At 65.4% G+C, this 19,644-nt stretch carries 21 protein-coding genes; 13 read left to right on the forward strand and 8 right to left on the reverse strand.

Annotation, left to right across the window (positions count from 1 at the left end; genetic code table 11):
- Window positions 1–219: 219 nt before the first annotated feature.
- Window positions 220–1,794, forward strand: coding sequence for an ABC transporter substrate-binding protein (locus tag FXN65_RS27145; RefSeq protein WP_151138387.1), 1,575 nt, complete (start codon window positions 220–222; stop codon window positions 1,792–1,794).
- Here FXN65_RS27145 and radC read toward each other — a convergent pair.
- Window positions 1,791–2,465 carry a RadC family protein gene (gene radC, locus FXN65_RS27150; protein WP_151138389.1) on the reverse strand — a complete coding sequence of 225 codons (675 nt, stop codon included), beginning with the start codon at window positions 2,463–2,465 and terminating at the stop codon, window positions 1,791–1,793. The two genes, FXN65_RS27145 and radC, sit on opposite strands and share 4 nt — an antisense overlap.
- Before the next feature lie 136 nt (window positions 2,466–2,601).
- Here radC and coaBC point away from each other — a divergent pair, with 136 nt between their 5' ends.
- From coaBC to FXN65_RS27175, 5 genes are all read left to right on the forward strand, one after another.
- The gene (gene coaBC / locus FXN65_RS27155; protein WP_151138391.1) at window positions 2,602–3,810 is read left to right on the forward strand and encodes a bifunctional phosphopantothenoylcysteine decarboxylase/phosphopantothenate--cysteine ligase CoaBC; all 1,209 of its coding nucleotides are present in this window, start codon (window positions 2,602–2,604) and stop codon (window positions 3,808–3,810) included.
- Window positions 3,811–3,816: 6 nt separating this feature from the next.
- Complete coding sequence (dut, locus tag FXN65_RS27160; protein ID WP_151138393.1) at window positions 3,817–4,272, forward strand: dUTP diphosphatase; 456 nt, start codon at window positions 3,817–3,819, stop codon at window positions 4,270–4,272.
- Between the two features lie 1,235 nt (window positions 4,273–5,507).
- The gene (gene algC / locus FXN65_RS28595; RefSeq protein WP_394351308.1) at window positions 5,508–6,905 is read left to right on the forward strand and encodes a phosphomannomutase/phosphoglucomutase; all 1,398 of its coding nucleotides are present in this window, start codon (window positions 5,508–5,510) and stop codon (window positions 6,903–6,905) included.
- A gap of 21 nt (window positions 6,906–6,926) precedes the next feature.
- A complete protein-coding gene (gene argB / locus FXN65_RS27170; RefSeq protein WP_151138397.1) occupies window positions 6,927–7,832 on the forward strand; it encodes an acetylglutamate kinase in 906 nt (301 codons plus the stop codon).
- A 59-nt stretch (window positions 7,833–7,891) separates the two neighbouring features.
- Entirely contained in the window at window positions 7,892–8,335 is a 444-nt protein-coding gene (locus FXN65_RS27175) for an acyl-CoA thioesterase (protein WP_151138399.1), read from the forward strand.
- Between the two features lie 6 nt (window positions 8,336–8,341).
- Here FXN65_RS27175 and FXN65_RS27180 read toward each other — a convergent pair whose 3' ends face one another.
- A complete protein-coding gene (locus tag FXN65_RS27180; RefSeq protein WP_151138401.1) occupies window positions 8,342–8,935 on the reverse strand; it encodes a DUF4124 domain-containing protein in 594 nt (197 codons plus the stop codon).
- Window positions 8,936–8,957: 22 nt separating this feature from the next.
- Window positions 8,958–9,599 carry an orotate phosphoribosyltransferase gene (gene pyrE, locus FXN65_RS27185; RefSeq protein ID WP_151138403.1) on the reverse strand — a complete coding sequence of 214 codons (642 nt, stop codon included), beginning with the start codon at window positions 9,597–9,599 and terminating at the stop codon, window positions 8,958–8,960.
- 80 nt (window positions 9,600–9,679) lie between these two features.
- Between pyrE and FXN65_RS27190 the strand changes: the two genes are divergently transcribed.
- Window positions 9,680–10,459 carry an exodeoxyribonuclease III gene (locus tag FXN65_RS27190; RefSeq protein WP_069086259.1) on the forward strand — a complete coding sequence of 260 codons (780 nt, stop codon included), beginning with the start codon at window positions 9,680–9,682 and terminating at the stop codon, window positions 10,457–10,459.
- 55 nt (window positions 10,460–10,514) lie between these two features.
- Here the strand turns inward: FXN65_RS27190 and FXN65_RS27195 are convergent, their stop codons facing one another.
- Window positions 10,515–10,880: a DUF4870 domain-containing protein gene (locus FXN65_RS27195; protein ID WP_151138404.1), complete on the reverse strand. Its 366-nt coding sequence runs from the start codon at window positions 10,878–10,880 to the stop codon at window positions 10,515–10,517.
- Between the two features lie 28 nt (window positions 10,881–10,908).
- Window positions 10,909–11,628 (reverse strand): ribonuclease PH, encoded by a 720-nt coding sequence (gene rph, locus FXN65_RS27200; protein ID WP_151138406.1) that lies wholly within the window; start codon window positions 11,626–11,628, stop codon window positions 10,909–10,911.
- A gap of 140 nt (window positions 11,629–11,768) precedes the next feature.
- On the opposite strand from rph, the gene FXN65_RS27205 reads away from it, so the two are divergent.
- The 6 genes from FXN65_RS27205 (at window position 11,769) to FXN65_RS27230 (ending at window position 17,075) form a co-directional block, all read left to right on the forward strand.
- Entirely contained in the window at window positions 11,769–12,632 is an 864-nt protein-coding gene (locus tag FXN65_RS27205) for a YicC/YloC family endoribonuclease (RefSeq protein WP_151138408.1), read from the forward strand.
- 12 nt (window positions 12,633–12,644) lie between these two features.
- Window positions 12,645–13,265 (forward strand): guanylate kinase, encoded by a 621-nt coding sequence (gene gmk / locus FXN65_RS27210; RefSeq protein ID WP_151138410.1) that lies wholly within the window; start codon window positions 12,645–12,647, stop codon window positions 13,263–13,265.
- Between the two features lie 178 nt (window positions 13,266–13,443).
- Window positions 13,444–13,707: a DNA-directed RNA polymerase subunit omega gene (rpoZ, locus tag FXN65_RS27215; RefSeq protein WP_151138412.1), complete on the forward strand. Its 264-nt coding sequence runs from the start codon at window positions 13,444–13,446 to the stop codon at window positions 13,705–13,707.
- Window positions 13,708–13,767: 60 nt separating this feature from the next.
- Entirely contained in the window at window positions 13,768–15,876 is a 2,109-nt protein-coding gene (gene spoT / locus FXN65_RS27220; RefSeq protein WP_151138414.1) for a bifunctional GTP diphosphokinase/guanosine-3',5'-bis pyrophosphate 3'-pyrophosphohydrolase, read from the forward strand.
- Window positions 15,877–15,904: 28 nt separating this feature from the next.
- Window positions 15,905–16,285 (forward strand): RidA family protein, encoded by a 381-nt coding sequence (locus tag FXN65_RS27225; protein WP_077524919.1) that lies wholly within the window; start codon window positions 15,905–15,907, stop codon window positions 16,283–16,285.
- A gap of 55 nt (window positions 16,286–16,340) precedes the next feature.
- A complete protein-coding gene (locus FXN65_RS27230) occupies window positions 16,341–17,075 on the forward strand; it encodes a hypothetical protein (protein ID WP_151138416.1) in 735 nt (244 codons plus the stop codon).
- 81 nt (window positions 17,076–17,156) lie between these two features.
- Here FXN65_RS27230 and FXN65_RS27235 read toward each other — a convergent pair whose 3' ends face one another.
- The 3 genes from FXN65_RS27235 to FXN65_RS27245 all read right to left on the reverse strand — a co-directional run bounded on the left by FXN65_RS27235 (window position 17,157) and on the right by FXN65_RS27245 (window position 19,644).
- Window positions 17,157–17,771 (reverse strand): LysE family translocator, encoded by a 615-nt coding sequence (locus FXN65_RS27235; protein ID WP_151138418.1) that lies wholly within the window; start codon window positions 17,769–17,771, stop codon window positions 17,157–17,159.
- A 212-nt stretch (window positions 17,772–17,983) separates the two neighbouring features.
- Window positions 17,984–18,784 (reverse strand): AraC family transcriptional regulator, encoded by an 801-nt coding sequence (locus FXN65_RS27240; protein ID WP_151138420.1) that lies wholly within the window; start codon window positions 18,782–18,784, stop codon window positions 17,984–17,986.
- Window positions 18,785–18,786: 2 nt separating this feature from the next.
- Window positions 18,787–19,644: an SDR family oxidoreductase gene (locus FXN65_RS27245; RefSeq protein WP_151138422.1), complete on the reverse strand. Its 858-nt coding sequence runs from the start codon at window positions 19,642–19,644 to the stop codon at window positions 18,787–18,789.

The following is a 19,644-nucleotide window of genomic DNA, read 5'->3' on the forward strand; positions in this document are numbered from 1 at the left end:
AGAGCGCTGCTTTATATCAGAAAGCCCCTAGTGCAGCAAGGGACGTAGCGATTTACCCACAGGCCCGGGGAAGGCGCAATTATGCCCGCACCGCCACGCCAAGGGGATCCGGGCCGCGCGACCGCTCGTCGCCCACTACGCATTGTCCGCCGGCCGGGCTTGGTCTAGGGTAAGGCCTTTGGCTCGCAACGAGCCTTTCCCACCGCAAAGGAGCTTGCCATGCGCCTCGCCGCCCTCCCGCTGCTGTTCGCCCCGCTGCTCACCCAGGCCGCCACCTTGAGCGTCTGCACCGAGGCCAGCCCCGAAGGGTTCGACGTGGTGCAGTACAATTCACTGACCACCACCAACGCCTCGGCCGACGTGCTGATGAACCGCCTGGTGGAGTTCGACGCGCAAAACAGCAAGCTGGTCCCAAGCCTGGCCGAGCGCTGGGACGTCTCCGCCGACGGCCTGACCTACAGCTTCCAGTTGCGCCAGGGCGTGACCTTCCATACCACCGACTACTTCAAGCCGAGCCGCCCGCTGACCGCCGACGACGTGCTGTTCAGCTTCCAGCGCATGCTCGACCCGGCCAACCCCTGGCACAAGGTGGCCCAGAGCGGTTTCCCCCACGCACAGTCCATGCAGCTGCCGAGCCTGATCAAGAGCATCGACAAGGTGGACGACCACCAGGTGCGCTTCGTCCTCAACAAGCCGGACGCCACCTTCCTCGCCACCCTCAGCATGGGCTTCGCCTCCATCTATTCAGCCGAATACGCCGACCAGTTGATGAAGGCGGGCACACCTTCAATGCTCAACGCCCAGCCCATCGGCACCGGCCCCTTCGTCTTCCGCCGCTTCCAGAAGGACGCTGCCGTGCGTTACGCCGCCAACCCGGACTATTTCGACGGCAAGCCTGGTGTCGACGGCCTGGTCTTCGCCATCACCCCGGATGCGAACGTGCGCCTGCAGAAGCTCCGTCGCGGCGAATGCCAGATCGCGCTGTCGCCCAAGCCACTGGATGTGCAATCCGTTGCCGGCGACAAGAACATCAAGACGGTCCAGACCTCGGCCTTCATGACGGCCTTCGTCGGCATCAACAGCCAGCACCCTCCGCTGGACAAGCCCGAAGTGCGCCAGGCGATCAATCTCGCCTTCGACAAGCCGAGCTATATCAAGGCCGTATTCGAAGGCAGCGCCAGCGCGGCCAATGGCCCTTATCCGCCGAACACCTGGAGCTATGCCAAGGATCTGCCGGCATACCCCCACGACCTGTCAAAGGCGAAAGCCCTGCTTGCCGAGGCCGGCCTGAAGGACGGCTTCAAGACCACCATCTGGACCCGTCCGTCCGGCAGCCTGCTCAACCCCAATCCAAGCCTCGGCGCCCAGCTGCTGCAGGCCGACCTCGCCAAGGTAGGCATCCAGGCCGAAATCCGCGTGATCGAGTGGGGCGAACTGATCCGCCGTGCCAAGGCCGGCGAGCACGACCTGCTGTTCATGGGCTGGGCCGGCGACAATGGCGATCCGGACAACTTCCTCACCCCGCAGTTCTCCTGCGCCTCGGTCCAGTCCGGGCTCAACTTCGCCCGCTACTGCAACGCCGAACTGGACAAGCTGATCGCCGACGGCAAGACCCACGCCGACCTGGCCGAACGCACCAGCTTCTATGAAAAGGCCCAGCGGATCATCCGCGAGCAGGCGCTCTGGCTACCGCTGGCCCATCCCACCGCCTTCGCCCTGACCCGCGCCAATGTCGAGGGTTACCAGGTGAACCCCTTCGGCCGCCAGGACTTTTCCAAGGTGAGGCTGGATTAGATCCAGCCCCGCTCCGCCATCGACAAGGGCTCGCCATCGCCGACGATGAAGTGATCCAGCACGCGCACGTCGATCAGCGCGAGCGCCTCCTTGAGGCGGTGGGTCAGCTGGCGATCGGCCTCGCTGGGCTCGGCGATGCCTGACGGGTGGTTGTGGCTGAGGATGAGCGCGGCCGCATTGTGCGCCAGGGCGCGCTTGACCACCTGGCGCGGGTAGACGCTGGCTCCGTCGATGGTGCCGTGGAACAGCACTTCGAAGGCCAGCACCCGGTGCTTGGCATCGAGGAAGAGGCATGCGAACTGCTCATGATGGGAATGACGCAGTTGTGCCTTGAGAAAATCGCGCACCGCCTGCGGGCTCTCCATCGCGGAGTCCCGGCGCAATCCTTCGGCAAGGTGACGACGGGCCATTTCCAGCACCGCCTGCAACTGGGCGAATTTGGCCGGACCGAGGCCGAGATGCTGACTGAAGTCGTGCAACTCCGCCTCAAGCAAGGCACGCAGGCTGCCGAAGTCGTTGAGCAGGTGGCGGGCAAGGTCGACGGCGCTGCGGCCAGCTACCCCGGTGCGCAGGAAAATGGCAAGGAGTTCGGCGTCGGAAAGGGCCGCCGCACCCTGTTCGAGAAGCTTCTCCCGCGGACGTTCCGCCGCAGGCCAATTGCGGATGCTCATGACACCTCCATGGTTGAGCCGCGCCGCTGTTCCAGTGCAGTCGCTGTGCTATCTTAACCCACCTTTTTTGCGCGGCGATCGGCCTGGGGAGGCGCCTTCGCCGCAGCGCATCTTCCACTTCATAAAAGGCAGGCCTATGCAGCGGCTCTATCGGAAACGCATCCTCCTGGGCGTGGGCGGCGGCATTGCCGCCTACAAGAGCGCTGAACTGGTTCGCCGCCTGCGCGACCAGGGTGCGGAAGTCCGTGTGGTAATGACCCAGGGTGGCCGCGAGTTCATCACGCCCCTGACCCTCCAGGCCCTGTCCGGGCACCCCGTCCACCTCGACCTGCTCGATCCCGCCGCCGAAGCGGCCATGGGCCATATCGAACTGGCCCGCTGGGCCGACCTGGTGCTGATCGCTCCGGCGACCGCCGACCTGATGGCGCGGCTGGCGCAGGGTGTGGCGGACGACCTGCTGACCACCCTGGTGCTGGCCACCGACGCCCCTGTCGCCCTGGCACCCGCGATGAACCAGGCCATGTGGCGCGACCCGGCCACCCAGGCCAACCTGGAACTCCTCGCCAAGCGCGGCCTGCGCCTGTTCGGCCCGGCGGCCGGCAGCCAGGCCTGCGGCGACGTCGGCCTCGGCCGCATGCTGGAGGCCGAGCAACTGGCCCAGCTCGCTGCCGACTGCTTCGAGCACCGCGCCCTGACCGGCCGCCACGTGCTGATCACCGCCGGCCCGACCCAGGAAAACATCGACCCGGTGCGCTACATCACCAACCACAGCTCCGGAAAGATGGGCTTTGCCCTCGCCGAAGCCGCGGTTGAAGCCGGCGCCAAGGTGACCCTGATCACCGGCCCGGTCCACCTGCCCACCCCGGACCGCGTCAACCGCATCGACGTGGTCAGCGCCCGCGACATGCTGGCCGCCTGCGAAGCGGCCATGCCCTGCGACCTGCTGATCGCCGCCGCGGCCGTCGCCGACTACCGCCCGGAAGTGGTGGCGCAGCACAAAATGAAGAAGGACCCGACCAGCGGCGAAGGCCTGCTGCTGCAGCTGGTACGCAACCCCGATATCCTCGCGACGCTCGCCGGCCGTGCCGATCGCCCCTTCAGCGTGGGCTTCGCCGCCGAGACCGAAAACCTGCTCGAGTACGCCTCGCGCAAGCTCAAGGACAAGAACCTCGACCTGATCGTCGCCAATGACGTGGCCAACCCCAGCATCGGCTTCAACAGCGAGGAAAACGCCATCACCGTCATCGACCGCGACCTGGGCCAGAGCAACTTCGCCCAGACCAGCAAGGGCAAGATCGCCCGCCAGCTGATCGCCTTCATCGCCGACCGCCTGAACCAGGCCTGAGACTCCATGCACTCACTGCAAGCCAAGATCCTCGACTCCCGCATCGGCAGCGAATTCCCCCTGCCGCAATACGCCACGCCGGGCTCCGCCGGCCTCGACCTGCGCGCCATGCTCAAGGAAGAAGTCGTCCTCGAGCCGGGCCAGACCATCCTCATCCCCACCGGCCTGTCGATCTACATCGCCGACCCGGGACTGGCCGCGCTGATCCTGCCGCGCTCGGGCCTCGGCCATAAGCACGGCGTGGTACTGGGCAACCTGGTGGGCCTGATCGACTCCGACTACCAGGGCGAGCTGATGGTGTCCTGCTGGAACCGCGGCCAGACCGCCTTCCGCATCGCCATTGGCGAACGTATCGCCCAACTGGTTCTGGTGCCCGTGGTCCAGGCGCACTTTGAACTGGTCGACGAATTCCATGAGAGCGAGCGCGGCGCCGGCGGCTTCGGTCACACCGGCAGCCACTGACAGGCCAGAATCAGGACGACGATTCGCCTAGGAGACGTTCAGTGAAACTCTTCAAGCGCAGCAAGGACGCCGCCGGCAACGGTACAGCCCGCCTGTCGCCCGAGGCCAAGCCTGGCCACAAGCATTCCGACGACCTGCTCCCGGGTGCGCTCGCCGCCCTCGTGGGCGTGGCCGCCGCCGGCGCGCTGCTCTGGTTCGGCGCAATTGTCCCCTCCGAACAAAGCCGGACCGGACAACTTGCGCAGGTCTGGGGTGACAGCCAGGCCTCCGCCCTGCGCCAGGCCATCACCCAGTTGCAGGCCGATACCGCCGCAGCCGCTCACGACCCGAGCCTGATCGACGCCCTCAACAGCGGCGACGCCGGCCAGCTGATGACCGCCGAACGCAGGCTGGGCTATCGCGATGGCGTGGTCGACGCCCATCTCAACCTGCCCGGCCAGGCCCAGCAGAACACCCAGCGCACCGCGCCGATGAACTTCGCCGCGCTGGACCTGCTGCGTCGCCTGGAAGGTGGCCAGCAGCCCAGCCCCGAAGCCTACAAGGTGGGTGAACGCTGGCTGATCTACAGCGCCGCGCCACTGCGCCTGAACGATCAGAGCGCCCCCCAGGGCACGCTGTTGCTGGTGTTCGACCTGGATCGCCTGCTACGCAGCCTGCCGGCACTGCCGGACGGCGTTGGCCAGCTGCAGCTGGTCCAGCAGTTCGACAATGCCCCGGCCCAGGTACTGGCCCAGCTCGGGCAGCCCGGCGACGCCGCGGCCATCGCCCTGGACAGCGGCAACCCGAACTGGAAGCTCAGCTTCGTTCCCGGCACGGCACTGGCCGGCGAAGGCGTTTCCCCGCTGCTGCTGGCACTGGCCGCCCTGCTCGCCCTGGGTGGTGCACTACTGGGCCTGAAGCTTTACCAGGGCACGCTGCAGCGCAAGCTGCGGGATGACGCTCAGCAGCTCAATCAGTTGCTGCAAGAACTCTCGAACGGCAAGAGCGTCAAAGCCTTCAGTCTGCGCCTGCCGGCGCTGGACAGCCTGGCCCAGGCACTAGCCCGCCAACCCAGGCGCAAACCCGAGCCGGTGCCGGACAACGGCCAGGCCAAGGCGGTCGCCAGCAACCCCGTTGCCCAGGCTCCCGCCCAGCCGGCCGTATCGGCTGACCCACTTTTCCAAGATACCGACATTCTCGATATCGACATCCTCGACGAAGACCAGGACCTCCTGGGATTGGAGCAAGCCCCCGCCATGACCAGCATCGAACAGATCGCCCCCACCCTGCCCGCCAGCATTTTCCGCGCGTATGACATCCGCGGCGTGGTCGGCGACACCCTCACCACCGAGACCGCCTACTGGGTAGGTCGCGCCATCGGTTCCGAGAGCCTGGCCCGCGGCGAGCCCTGCGTCTCGGTCGGCCGCGACGGTCGCCTGTCCGGCCCCGAACTGGTCCAGGCGCTGATCCAGGGCCTGCTGGACTGCGGCTGCCGGGTCAGCGACGTCGGCATGGTGCCGACCCCGGCGCTCTACTACGCGGCCAATGTGCTGGCCGGCAAATCCGGCGTGATGCTCACTGGCAGCCACAACCCGCCGGACTACAACGGCTTCAAGATCATGATCGCCGGCGAAACCCTGGCCAACGAGCAGATCACCGCCCTGCATACCCGCATCCAGAACAACGACCTGGCCAGCGGCGTCGGCAGCGTCGAAGTGGTGGACGTGCTGGATCGCTACTTCCGTGAAATCCGCGACGACATCGCCTTGGCCAAGCCCATGAAAGTGGTGGTGGACTGCGGCAACGGCGTAGCCGGCGTGATCGCGCCGCAGCTGATCGAGGCCCTGGGCTGCACCGTGATCCCGCTGTACTGCGACGTCGACGGCACCTTCCCCAACCACCATCCGGATCCGGGCAAGCCCGAGAACCTGGAAGACCTGATCGCCAAGGTGAAGGAAGAGAAGGCTGACCTCGGCCTCGCCTTCGACGGCGACGGCGACCGCGTCGGCGTGGTGACCAACGAAGGCACCATCATCTACCCCGACCGCCTGCTGATGCTGTTCGCCAAGGACGTGGTATCGCGCAATCCGGGCGCCGACATCATCTTCGACGTCAAGTGCACCCGCCGCCTGACCGCCCTCATCAGCGGCTACGGCGGCCGCCCGGTGATGTGGAAGACCGGCCACTCGCTGATCAAGAAGAAGATGAAGGAAACCGGCGCGCTGCTGGCCGGCGAGATGAGCGGCCACATCTTCTTCAAGGAACGCTGGTACGGCTTCGACGACGGCATCTACAGCGCCGCGCGCCTGCTGGAAATCCTCAGCCAGGACAAGCGTGACGCCGAACTTGTGTTCTCGGCCTTCCCGAAAGACGTCTCCACTCCGGAAATCAACATCACCGTCACCGACGAGAGCAAGTTCCGCCTGATCGAGCGCCTGCAACGCGAGGCCAACTGGGGCGAAGCGAACCTCACCACCCTCGATGGCGTGCGTGTCGATTATCCGAAGGGCTGGGGCCTGTGCCGCGCCTCCAACACGACCCCCGTGCTGGTGCTGCGCTTCGAGGCCGACACCGAGGAGGAGCTGGAACGCATCAAGCAGGTGTTCCGCAGCCAGCTCACCCTCATCGCCCCTGAAATCAACCTGCCGTTCTGATCCGTGTCACTGGAGCCCAGCATGACCCTCAGCCTCGACGCCGCTTCCCAAGTCGCCCAGGTCTTGTCCGAAGCACTGCCCTACATCCGCCGCTTCGTCGGCAAGACCCTGGTGGTCAAGTACGGCGGCAACGCCATGGAGAGCGACGAGCTGAAGGCCAGCTTCGCCCGCGATGTAGTGCTGATGAAGGCTGTCGGCATCAATCCGGTGGTGGTGCACGGCGGCGGTCCGCAGATCGGTGACCTGCTCAAGCGCCTGTCCATCGAAAGCCACTTCGTCGACGGCATGCGCGTGACCGACGCGCAGACCATGGACGTGGTCGAGATGGTGCTGGGTGGCCAGGTGAACAAGGACATCGTCAACCTGATCAACCGCCACGGCGGCAGCGCCATCGGCCTGACCGGCAAGGACGCCGAGCTGATCCGCGCGAAGAAGCTCACCGTCACCCGCCAGACCCCCGAGATGACCCAGCCGGAGATCATCGACATCGGTCACGTGGGCGAGGTCGCCAGCGTCAACACCGACCTGCTGAACATGCTGGTGCAGGGCGACTTCATCCCGGTGATCGCGCCGATCGGCGTGGGCGCCAACGGCGAGTCCTACAACATCAACGCCGACCTGGTAGCCGGCAAGGTGGCCGAGGCGCTGAAGGCCGAGAAGCTGATGCTGCTCACCAACATCGCCGGCCTGATGGACAAGCAGGGCCAGGTACTCACCGGCCTGTCGACCGAGCAGGTCAACGACCTGATCGCCGACGGCACCATCTACGGCGGCATGCTGCCGAAGATCCGCTGCGCGCTGGATGCCGTGCAGGGCGGCGTGAATGCCGCGCACATCATCGACGGCCGCGTACCCCACGCCGTGCTGCTGGAGATCTTCACCGACACTGGCGTCGGCACGCTGATCACCAACCGCAAGCGCGGTTGAGCGGAGCGACACCCAGACAGGCCGGAGCGATCCGGCCTGTTCTTTTTCAGGAGCAGTAAATGGCCAAGCTGTCCCGTGATGACTTTCGCTTCTTCCACCCCCTGCGCGTGCGCTGGGCCGAAGTCGATCCGCAAGGCATCGTCTTCAACGGCAACTACCTGACCTACGCCGACGTCGCCATCACCGAGTACTTCCGCGCCATGGACGTGGCCTATCCGGCCGATCTGCTGAAGGACGGCGGCGACTTCTTCGCGGTAAAGACCTTGCTGGAGTACCTGGCGCCGGCGCGCTTCGACGACCAGTTGGATATCGGTGTGCGCGTCAGTCGCCTGGGCGGCGCCAGCATGGCCTTCGAGCTGGGCATCTGGCGCGGGGAAGAACAACTCACCTCGGGCGAGGTGGTCTACGTCCACGCGGACGCCGACAGCCGCAAGAGTCTGCGTCTGCCGGACTGGCTGAGGGAGCGGGTGCGGGGATTCGAACGGTTCCCGCCAGCCGACTGAAGCCGGCTAGCGAGTGCCGCCGAGCAGTTCGGCCAGCCGCGCACGGTCGGCGGCATAGCCCGCCTTGGCGGCATCGCGGTCCTTCTCGTAGCGGGCGATGTCCTTGTCCAGGCTCTTCTGCTGGTCGCGCAGGTTGTCGATCTGCTCCACCAGGTGGGCGGGCACCTCGCGTCCGGCCCGCTCGCTTTCCGCGGCCTGGCTCTGCAGGTTGGCCTGCTGGGTGCGCAGCGATTGCTGGTTGCCACGGGCGACGCCGATCAGGCCGTCGAGCTCCGCCATCTTGCGCTCCAGGGCGCGATCGACGTCTTCGACGCTGGTGTAGAGCCGCAGCAACTGGGCATCGGAACTGGCGCGAGCCTTCGCATCCAGCTGACGCTGCATTTCCTCACGGCTCGGAGCCGGCGGAACCACACGCACGACCCGGCCCTGCTCGTTGAGCACCTCGTAGCCCTTGCCGATGTATTCCGGCGGAACGCCCTGGCGATCCAGGACGGTCACACCCTTGTCGTCGACGTAGCGATACAGTTCGGCCGCGCCGGCCAGCGCCGACGCCAACATAACCAGCGCCAGGCTGTAGCGAAGTGCAAACGGCTTCAGCATGAGGATTCCCGGCCCCGAGTGGTCAGATACCGAAGTTCGCGCGATAGGTTTCCACGGCAGGCAGGTGTTTCTTCAGCTCGGCGTCGCCAGCCAGGTACTCCAGTACCTGCTCAAGGGAGACGATGCTGACCACCGGCATGCCGAAGTCGCGCTCTACTTCCTGTATAGCCGAGAGTTCGCCCTGGCCGCGTTCCTGACGGTTCAGTGCGATCAGCACACCGGCCGCCTGGGCGTTCTGCCCCTGGATGATCTGCATGACTTCGCGGATCGCCGTACCGGCGGTGATCACGTCATCGATGATCAGCACGCGACCTTCGAGCGGCGCGCCAACCAGGGTGCCGCCTTCGCCATGGTCCTTGGCTTCCTTGCGATTGAAGCACCACGGGATGTCGATCTGATGATGTTCGGCCAGCGCCACGGCAGTGGCGGCCGCCAGCGGAATCCCCTTGTAGGCCGGGCCGAACAGCACATCGAAAGGAATGCCGCTGTCGACCACGGCGGCCGCATAGAATCGGCCGAGCTGGGCAAGGGCAAGGCCGCTGTTGAACAGGCCGGCATTGAAGAAATAGGGGCTGGTACGCCCGGACTTGAGAGTGAACTCACCGAAACGCAGAACCCCGCGCTCGATGGCAAAGCGAATGAAATCGCGCTGGTACGCCTGCATGAAAAGCCTCGGACGGCACGGATTTAGCTAAAAAGAAAGAGCTCGGGTATCATACACGCACGTGTTTTTGGGGGCCATTTATGCGGATCATCAGTGTGAACGTGAATGGTATTCAGGCAGCAGCCGAGCGAGGTCTCCTCAGCTGGCTGCAAGCCCAGAATGCCGACGTGATCTGCCTGCAAGACACACGTGCCTCCGCCTTCGACCTGGACGACCCTGCCTTCCAACTGGATGGTTATTTCCTCTATGCCGGCGATGCCGAAGTGCCTGCCCAAGGTGGCGTGGCGCTCTATTCGCGGTTGCAACCCAAGGCGGTGATCTGGGGACTCGGCTTCGAGTCCTGCGATCGGTACGGACGCTACCTGCAGGCAGATTTCGACAAAGTGAGCATCGCCACCCTGCTGCTGCCTTCCGGGCAAGGCGGGGACGAGAACCTGAACCACAAGTTCAAGTTCATGGACGACCTCACCCATTATCTGAACAAGCAGCGCCGCAAGCGCCGCGAGTACATCTACTGCGGCTCGCTGTACGTTGCGCACCAGAAGCTGGATGTGAAGAACTGGCGCGACTGCCAGCAGATCCCGGGCTTCCTGGCGCCTGAGCGCGCCTGGATGGACGAAGTGTTCGGCAACATGGGCTATGTCGATGCCCTGCGCGAAGTCAGCCGCGAAGGCGACCAGTTCAGCTGGTGGCCGGACAGCGAGCAGGCCGAGATGCTCAACCTCGGCTGGCGCTTCGACTACCAGGTGCTGACGCCGGGCCTGCGCCGCTTCGTACGCAGCGCCAAGCTGCCGCGTCAGCCGCGCTTCTCCCAGCATGCGCCGCTGATCGTCGACTACGACTGGCTGCTGAGCGTGTGATCCAGGCAGAAAAAAGCCGGCTTTCGAGCCGGCTTTTTCTTGTCCGCGACTCGGCCTATTTCACCAGCCGCCAGCAGAACGGATAGCGATACGCCTGCCCCTCGTTCGCCTTGATTCCGGCAATGATGGTCAGCACCAGCGCACCGATGCTCACCAGGCCGAGCAGCGGGAAACCGATCACCACCAGCATCAGCAGGAAGCACAACACCACAGCCAGCGCCACGGTGATCTGGAAGTTCAGCGCTTCCTTGCCCTGGGCGTCGACGAAGGGATCGAGGTCCTTCTTGATCTGCCAGACGATCAGCGGGCCCAGCAGGTTGCCAAAGGGGAACACCAGGCCGAGGAAGGCGGAAAAGTGGCAGAACATCGCCCACTGCCGGGCTTCCCGGGTAGGCTCCTGATACTCAGTTGGCTCGTCCATTCCTGCACCTCCTCGTGCAATTTCGGCGTCAGTCGGCCAGGGCGGCACACTGCAGCTCGAACAGATCGTTCAGGCCCTTGCGCGCCAGCTCGAGCATGGCGTTCAGCTCTTCCGGCTGGAAAGGCGCGCCCTCGGCGGTGCCCTGGACTTCGATGAAGCCGCCGGCATCGGTCATGACCACGTTCAGGTCGGTTTCGGCGGCGGCGTCTTCCAGGTAGTCCAGGTCCAGCACCGGCTCGCCCTGGTAGATGCCCACGGACACCGCGGCGACCATCTGCTTCAGCGGCTCGCCCTTCAGGGCACCGCGCTTCTTCAGCACCTTCAGCGCGTCGACCAGGGCCACCATGGCGCCGGTGATGGACGCGGTGCGGGTGCCGCCGTCGGCCTGGATCACATCGCAATCCAGATAGATGGTGTTCTCGCCCAGCTTGGTCATGTCCAGCGCGGCGCGCAGCGAGCGGCCGATCAGGCGCTGGATTTCCAGGGTGCGGCCGCCCTGCTTGCCACGGCTGGCTTCACGCTGGTTACGCTCGCCGGTGGCGCGCGGCAGCATGCCGTATTCGGCGGTCAGCCAACCCTGGCCCTGGCCCTTCAAGAAGCGCGGTACGCCGGCTTCGACGCTGGCCGTGCAGATCACTTTGGTATCCCCGAACTCCACCAGCACCGAGCCTTCGGCATGCTTGGTGTAGTTACGGGTGATGCGGATCGGGCGCAGCTGATCGGCCGCGCGGCCACTGGGACGTTTCATGGGGGCTTACCTGTTCGGGAGAAATCTGCCCGCCATTATAGAGGCCCGACGGCATGGGGGACATCGCCGCGTTGGGAGGCGCAGGCCGCCTGGGCTACAATCCCCTCCTTTGATCGCCGAAACCGAGAAGAGGAAACCCCATGGTGCACAGCATGACCGCCTTCGCCCGCGTCGAACGGGCCGGCTCCCACGGCACCCTGAGCTGGGAACTGCGCTCGGTGAACCACCGCTACCTCGAACCCCATCTGCGCCTGCCGGAAGCCTTCCGCGACCTCGAAGGTCCGGTGCGCGAAGCCCTGCGCCAGGGTCTATCCCGCGGCAAGGTGGAGTGCACCCTGCGCATGGCCGAAGATGGCGCCGGAAAGCCGCTGCAGGTGGACCGGGAGCGCGCCAGCCAACTGATCCAGGCTGCCGAGAGCGTCGCCGCGCTGATCCAGCAACCGGCACCACTCAACCCCCTGGAAGTCCTCGCCTGGCCGGGGGTGCTGGTGGCCGATGCCGACGATCCGCAAGCGCTCAACGCCGCCGCCATGGAAGCCTTCGCCCAGGCCCTCGCGGAGTTGAAGAGCGGCCGTTCTCGCGAGGGCGCCGAACTGGCCCGCCTGCTCAATGAGCGCCTGGATGCCATGCAGGAAGAAGTCACTGCCCTGCGCGCGCTGGTTCCGCAGATGCTCGCCGCCCAACGCCAGAAGATCCTCGACCGCTTCAACGAGATGAAGGCCGAACTGGATCCGCAACGCCTGGAACAGGAAATGGTGCTGCTGGCGCAGAAGAGCGACGTCGCCGAAGAACTGGACCGCCTCGGCACTCACATCGGCGAAGTCCGCCGCGTGCTCAAGGCCGGCGGAGCCGCCGGCCGCCGGCTGGACTTCCTGATGCAGGAGCTCAACCGCGAAGCCAATACCCTGGGCTCCAAGGCCTTCGACCCGCGCAGCACCCAGGCCGCGGTCAACCTCAAGGTGTTGATCGAGCAGATGCGCGAACAAGTCCAGAATATCGAGTAAGAGTACGCCCCCATGACCGCCACCCCCGGCACCCTGTACATCGTTTCCGCCCCCTCCGGCGCCGGCAAGACCAGTCTGGTCAAGGCGCTGATCGACGCCGAGCCGAACATCCGCGTCTCGGTATCCCACACCACCCGTGGCATGCGCCCGGGCGAGGCGGATGGCGTGAATTACAACTTCGTGTCCCGCGAAGAGTTCGTGCAAATGCTCGAGCACGGAGACTTCCTCGAGCACGCCGAAGTCTTCGGCAACCTCTACGGCACGTCCCAGCGCTGGGTCCTGCAGACCCTGGCCGAAGGCCATGACCTGATCCTCGAAATCGACTGGCAGGGCGCCCAGCAGGTCCGCCACCTGATGCCCCTGGCCAAGTCGATCTTCATCCTGCCGCCAAGCCAGGAGGCGCTGCGCCAGCGCCTGGACAACCGCGGCCAGGACAGCGGCGAGATCATCGAGCGCCGCATGCGCGAAGCGGTCAGCGAAATGAGCCACTACGTCGAGTATGACTACCTGGTGATCAACGACGACTTCGCCACCGCCCTGGACGATCTCAAGGCCATCTTCCGCGCCAACCAGCTGCTTCACGCCCCGCAGCAGGTTCGTCACGGCGCCCTGCTCGCGCGACTGCTGGAGTAAGCGCGCAAGCGTCTATCACGGCGATAGCTGGTTGCCTGGCCGGCCTTGAGCCACACTCCACCACAGGAGCGCCGAAAATCGGCGCTTCCCTAAATGGTGGCGATTTTTTAGACTATTCAGTCCGCTCGCCCGATCCGGGCAAAGTATCAGCCACCCATTTCGTGCTACGAGGAACACCATGGCCCGCGTTACCGTTGAAGATTGCCTGGAAAACGTCGACAACCGCTTCGAGTTGGTCATGCTTGCTACCAAGCGTTCCCGTCAGCTGGCTACCGGCGGCAAGGAGCCGAAGGTAGCCTGGGAAAACGACAAGCCGACCGTAGTCGCCCTGCGCGAAATCGCTGCCGGCCTGGTCGACTACGAAGTCGTCGCCCAGGAAGACATCGTTGAAGAAGAGCCGCTGTTCGCCGCATTCGAGGACGAGGCCAACGAGGCCCTCTGATTCCATGCCTGGTCGACGTCGCACGGCGCAGGATAACGAAGGCCGGCAAGGAGAATTATCTTGCCGAGCATAGACACCCTTGCCGAACGGCTTTCGACCTATCTCGGCGCAGACCAGGTCAACCTGGTGCGCCGAGCCTATTTCTACGCCGAGCAGGCGCACGACGGTCAGCGCCGTCGCAGCGGTGAAGCCTATGTCACCCACCCGCTCGCCGTAGCCAGCATCCTTGCCGACATGCACATGGACCATCAGAGCCTGATGGCCGCGATGCTGCACGACGTGATCGAGGACACCGGCATCGCCAAGGAAGCCCTCAGCGGGCAATTCGGCGAAACCGTCGCCGAACTGGTTGACGGGGTCAGCAAGCTGACCCAGATGAACTTCGAGTCCAAGGCCGAAGCCCAGGCCGAGAACTTCCAGAAGATGGCCATGGCCATGGCCCGCGACATCCGCGTGATCCTGGTCAAGCTGGCCGACCGCCTGCATAACATGCGCACCCTGGAAGTGCTGTCCGGCGAGAAGCGCCGGCGCATCGCCAAGGAAACCCTGGAAATCTACGCCCCCATCGCCAACCGGCTGGGTATGCACAGCATGCGCGTGGAATTCGAGGACCTCGGCTTCAAGGCGATGCATCCGATGCGCTCCGAGCGCATCCGCGCCGCAGTGCGCCGCGCCCGCGGCAACCGCAAGGAAATCGTCAACAAGATCGAGGAATCGCTGACCAACTGCCTGCGCCGTGAGGGCATGGAAGGCGAGGTCATCGGCCGCGAGAAGCACCTCTACAGCATCTACAAGAAGATGCGCGGCAAGCGCCGGGCGTTCAACGAGATCATGGACGTCTACGCCTTCCGCATCATCGTCGACAAGGTCGACACCTGCTACCGCGTGCTCGGCGCCGTGCACAACCTGTACAAGCCACTGCCCGGCCGCTTCAAGGACTACATCGCGATTCCCAAGGCCAACGGCTACCAGTCGCTGCACACCACCCTGTTCGGCATGCACGGCGTGCCCATCGAGATCCAGATCCGCACCCGCGAGATGGAAGAGATGGCCAACAACGGCATCGCCGCCCACTGGCTGTACAAGTCCACCGAAGACGACCAGCCCAAGAGCACCCATGCCCGCGCCCGGCAGTGGGTCAAGGGTATCCTGGAACTGCAGCAACGAGCCGGCAATTCCCTGGAATTCATCGAAAGCGTGAAGATCGACCTCTTCCCCGACGAGGTCTACGTGTTCACGCCCAAGGGCCGCATCATGGAGTTGCCGAAGGGCTCCACCGCGGTGGACTTCGCCTACGCGGTGCACACCGACGTTGGCAACACCTGCATCGCCTGCCGCATCAATCGCCGCCTGGCGCCGCTGTCCGAGCCGCTGCAGAGCGGCGAAACGGTCGAGATCGTCACCGCGCCGGGCGCCCGGCCGAACCCGGCCTGGCTGAATTTCGTTGTCACCGGCAAGGCACGCACTCATATCCGCCATGCCCTCAAGCAACAGCGCCGCTCCGAGTCCATCAGCCTTGGCGAGCGCCTGCTGAACAAGGCCCTGGCCGGCTTCGAGAGCCACCTGGACAAGATCAGCCCCGAGCGCATCCAGGCCGTTCTCGGCGAGTACCGCCTGGACGTGATCGAAGACCTGCTGGAAGACGTCGGCCTCGGCAATCGCATGGCCTACGTGGTCGCCCGCCGCCTGCTGGCCAGCGATGGCGAGCAGCTGCCAAACCCCGAAGGCCCATTGGCGATCCGTGGCACCGAGGGCCTGGTGCTGAGCTACGCCAAGTGCTGCACGCCGATCCCGGGCGACCCCATCGTCGGCCACCTGTCCGCCGGCAAGGGCATGGTGGTGCACCTGGAAAATTGCAAGAACATCAGCGAAATCCGGCACAACCCGGAGAAATGCATCCAGCTGTCCTGGGCCAAGGACGTTGCCGGCGAGTTCAATGTCGAACTGCGCGTGGAGCTGGAACACCAGCGCGGCCTGATCGCCCTGCTCGCCAGCAGCGTCAATGCCGCCGATGGCAATATCGAGAAAATCAGCATGGACGAGCGCGATGGCCGCATCAGCGTGGTCCAGCTGGTGGTCAGCGTGCACGACCGTGTGCACCTGGCCCGCGTGATCAAGAAGCTGCGCGCGCTCAAGGGGGTGATCCGCATCACCCGCGTGCGGGCGTAGCCGATCCCAAGAGACCCAAGGAGTTCTCATGAGCAAGACCGTCATCAGCAGCGACAAGGCCCCCGCCGCCATCGGCACTTACTCCCAGGCCATCAAGGCCGGCAACACCGTCTACATGTCCGGCCAGATCCCGCTGGACCCGAAAACCATGGAACTGGTCGAAGGCTTCGAAGCCCAGACCGTGCAGGTGTTCGAGAACCTGAAGGCCGTGGCCGAAGCCGCCGGCGGTTCTTTCAAGGACATCGTCAAGCTGAACATCTTCCTGACCGACCTGTCCCACTTCGCCAAGGTCAACGAGGTCATGGGCCGTTACTTCGAGCAGCCCTACCCGGCCCGCGCCGCCATTGGCGTTGCCGCCCTGCCGCGCGGCTCCCAGGTGGAAATGGACGCCATCCTGGTCCTCGAATAATTCGTCACCGCCACGGGCCGTCCGGCCCGTGGCATCGTTCCGGAAGGAATCCGAAATGCGTCATACCCTCCCCCTGCTGCTTTGCGCGGCCATTCTTGGCGGCTGCTCCGGCACCCCATCGGACCCCAGCGGCATCTGGATCAACCAGGCGGCGATCAATGCCGCGGCCAAGGAGGGCAAGTTGCGAGAATCCCTGCTCGCCTACGGTCCCAACCTGGAATGGCAGATCGACCAGAAAACCGGCGAAGCCCACTACAGCAACGGCTTCGAGCTGGGTGAAGGCCACCTCGCGGCCCAGGAAGATGGCAACTGGCGGGTGGACTTCTACGGCGACTACCACGAAGTGCTGGAAGTGGACGGCAAGGAACTGGTGCAGCAGGCCAGCGAGAACCTCCCCGAGCAACGTTTCGTCCATCCGCAGACGGCTCCGGCAGACGGTGCCCCACCGGGCAGCGCCTTCGAGCACGCCCTCTACTCCGCCTACCTCGGCGGCGACTGGAAGATCGTCGAAGGCCAGGGCGAGGGCGGCCTGGTCAGGTTCAACGCCGATGGCAGCCTGGAGGGCCTGCCGGGCGCGGATCGTTACGCTCTCTGCCTGGCCGGCGACTGCGCGGCCATGAGTGGCGAAAACGACAGCATCTGGTTGCAGAACGGCAACCAGGGCGCCGCATGGATCTTCGTTCACGATGGTGATGAACTGGAAATCCTCGAAGCGCGCAACCGCGCCCAGATCGACGAAATGCCCGAATACTTCCCCGGCAAGCGCGCCTGGCTGCTGGAACGCGACTGAGTTTCGCCCGCGGGCACGGGCGCAGGAGCGAGCGCTGTTCGCGAAGCTCCGCGCCGTGCCGATCGCGAGCGGCGCTCGCTCCTACACGCTGACCACCAGCCACAGCCCCAGCGCCAGCAACAAAGCGCCGCAAAGCCTGTCCAGCACCCTGACCCGCAATTGCAGCCACTCGCGCCAGCGCGGATGGCCCAGCAGCCGCACCAGGGCCATGTCCCAGATCAGCACCACCAGCGTCATCCAGCCCATGCTGAAGGCCATCCCCCAGGCGGGCATGGCCGCCGCGCGCAACACCCCGAACAGACCGGCATAAAAGATCGGCAGCTTGGGATTCAGGCTGCTGGCCAGCAGGCCCTCAACGAATCCGCTCCACCAACGCCCTTGCCCCTGGGCAGCACCGTCCGGCAGCGCCAGGTCCCGCTGAGCCAGCAGCGCTCGGCTGCCGATCCAGACGAAATAGCCTCCTCCCGCCAGTTGCAGCAGCTGCCAGACCGGACCGCCGGATTCGGGCAACAGGCTCAGGGCCAGCAGTACCACCAGCATCGACAAGAGATTGGCCAGGGCGATGCCCGCCACGCAGCCGTCGGCATGGCGCAGCCCTTTCACCAGCCCGGCGCGCAGCAACAGGAAGAAATCCGGCCCTGGCGACAGCAGGGCGGCGAAATGGGTGCTGGCGACCAGCAGGAATAACGCGAGCATGGCTTCGGACCTCCATGGAACACGGCGGGCAGTGTCGAAGCCAGCGGGGGCAGAGGTCTTGGAGAAAACTCAGAGTCTGATCACGATTTCGCGAGCTAAAGCCATGCAAGGCAAAAGGAGGTAAGGAGGCGGAGTTTACGACCTGTAAATGAGCACTCCGAACCTGCTTTTAACGCAGCAGGGCCGACGCGCAGCAGATCGTGAGCGGGCTCTCAGGTACGCGCGGCGCGACGGAAATGCCCCGGCGTAACACCGGTGAAGCGTTTGAAGGTGCCGGAAAAGTGCGCCTGGTCGTAGAAGCCCAGGGACAGCGCCACATCCAGCGGCGACTGGTCACCCAGCAAGAGGCGCTTGGCCTCGCGTACCCGGCGTTGCAGCAAGTAGGTATGCGGCGGCACGCCGTAGGCGCGACGGAAGGCTTCGATCAGGTGGCGCGGATGGCGCTGGACCAGGCCCGCCAGCTGCTCGAGGCTCACCGCCTCGGCGTAGTGAGCTTCCAGGTAATCGCGCAGGAACGCCGTCACGCCGCCATCGCGCGCGGCCGGCGCTGCCGCACGCAAGCCACCGTGGCGGATGAACACCCGCTCCAGCACCTCCAGCAGCTCGCTTTCCACGGCCAGCGCATCGCCGCGCTCGAACGCCTCGGCCAGACGTGCCAGCCCGGTCGCCACCTGCCCGTCATCGGCCGGATTCAGCTCGCGGAAGCCACTGGGCAGGCGCTTGCGCCCAAGCAATGCAGGCAGGCGCGACTCTTCGACGTAGAGCATGCGATAGACCAGACGCTCGGACTCGGCATGGCCGGTATGCGGCTCCTCGGGGTTCATCAGCGACAGGGTGCCGGCCGGCAGCGCATGCCGCGCTCCCCGGCATTGATAGCCGCCGACGCCTTCGAGGATGGCTCCGATGGCGAAGGCATCATGGCTATGCCGGCCGAACTGCTGCCCGGAAAAATCCGCATGGAACAGCTCCACCCCAGGCAACCAGGGGCGCGCCAGCATGCGATTGGCGTCCATTCTCAAGGCTCGCCGAGGATGGCCGCGTAACCTTCGCGATAGCTCGGGTAGCGCGGCTCCCAGCCCAGGGCGCGGGCACGGGCGTTGCTGCAGCGTTTGCTGCCCGAGCGGCGCACGGTGGACTCCTCGGCCCACGCGGTCACTCCCATTCGCTCGCGCAGCCAGCCCACCACCTCGTGCAGCGGAGCCGGCGCATCGTCGACGCCGATGTAGCAATCCTGCAGCGCCGCACCGCTAGCGTCGGCCTTGAGCAAATGAGCCAGGAGCCCGGCGCAATCGTCGACATGGATGCGGTTGGCATAGAGCGGCGGCTCGCTGACCACCCGGTAGCCCATGCGCACCTGCTTGAGCAGCCATTCGCGTCCGGGCCCGTAGATCCCCGTCAGACGCACCAGCGTCGCGGGGATGCCGCTGCCAAGGGCCGTGCGCTCGGCTTCCAGCATCACGCTGCCGGAAAAGCTTTCGGCTTCGGCGGGTGACGTTTCGTCGATCCATTCGCCATCGCGCTGGCCATAGACGCCGCTGCTGGAGACGAACAGCAGGCGGCGCGGCTTCTGGCCACGCTCAGCCAGCCAGCCGAGGACGTGACGCAGTCCCTCGACATAGGCAGCGCGGTAACCGGCTTCGTCAGACTGGGAAGCTGCCACGCAATAAACCAGGTAATCCAGCGGCCCCTGCGGCCAGGCGGGCGGGCAGGCGGGCTGCTCCAGGTCGCCGGCCACCGGCAGGACACCCGCCGGCAGCGCTGCGACCTGGCGACGCAGGCCATGGACGGTCCAACCGGCCTGCAGCATCTGTTGCGCCAGGCGGCTGCCGACATCGCCACAACCGGCGATCAGGAGAGTAGGGGTATCGGACAT

It is taken from the genome of Pseudomonas lalkuanensis (genome assembly GCF_008807375.1).
Taxonomy (GTDB): Bacteria; Pseudomonadota; Gammaproteobacteria; order Pseudomonadales; family Pseudomonadaceae; genus Metapseudomonas; species Metapseudomonas lalkuanensis.